We start from the raw sequence: 780 nt of genomic DNA on the forward strand, positions 1-780 counted from the left end.
GCTTAACTCCTAGCTGGCCCCGGGACGTAGGGGACGAGTGGCTTCGGCTGGTAGACGTTCCCGCTGGTAACCTGTCTATAGAAGATCCTCAGGCGACGGCGGCAGTAAGTCCGCAGGACACCGAATTCCGGCCTTTGGACGAATCCTTCAAATGACGGCGCAGTCATTATCTCCGCGCTCTGTGGGCGCTCATGCGGACCTATGTATTTTGCCCCGCAAACGTCGCACTCGAAGCAGCGGGAGAACCAATACCTGCAGCGACCGGAGCTGCGGCACAGACAAGAGATGGCAGGTCACAATAATGAGTACGGCATTGGCGTTGGTACGGCATGGACAAACGGCATGGAATGAAGCAGGCCGTTTGCAGGGAAGTACCGATATTCCGCTCGACGCAACAGGTCGTGAGCAAGCCGCGGCAGGTGGTGCGGAACTTGCCGGAAGGCAATGGGATGTGCTCGTGTCCTCGCCGCTTGGCCGTGCGGTGGAAACCGCGCAGATTATTGGCCATCGGATCGGTCTTGAACCCGCGAAGCCCATTGCCGGATTGCGGGAGAGGGACTATGGGTCGTTGGAGGGTCAGTACCTGGACGGATTGTCAGAGCCTGAATACAATCGCCTGCACACTGGGGCTGAGCCTGAAAACGAAGTAGCCGAGCGTGGGCTGAAGGCGTTGTGCGGATTGTTCGAGGAGTACCCCGAGCAGCGGATCATCGTCGTAGCGCACGGAACTTTGATCCGGCTGACGATGTCGGCGTTGCTTGGCCAGCCCCACCCGCGGCT

Annotated in this window: 1 protein-coding gene; it reads left to right on the forward strand. The window is 59.6% G+C overall.

Annotated elements, in window-relative coordinates:
• Window positions 1–301 precede the first annotated feature (301 nt).
• Window positions 302–780: histidine phosphatase family protein (locus tag Y707_RS25505; RefSeq protein WP_051441927.1), on the forward strand; the 479-nt coding region annotated here is incomplete at its 3' end.

The sequence above is a fragment of the Arthrobacter sp. H14 genome (genome assembly GCF_000520495.1).
Classification (GTDB): Bacteria; Actinomycetota; Actinomycetes; order Actinomycetales; family Micrococcaceae; genus Arthrobacter_C.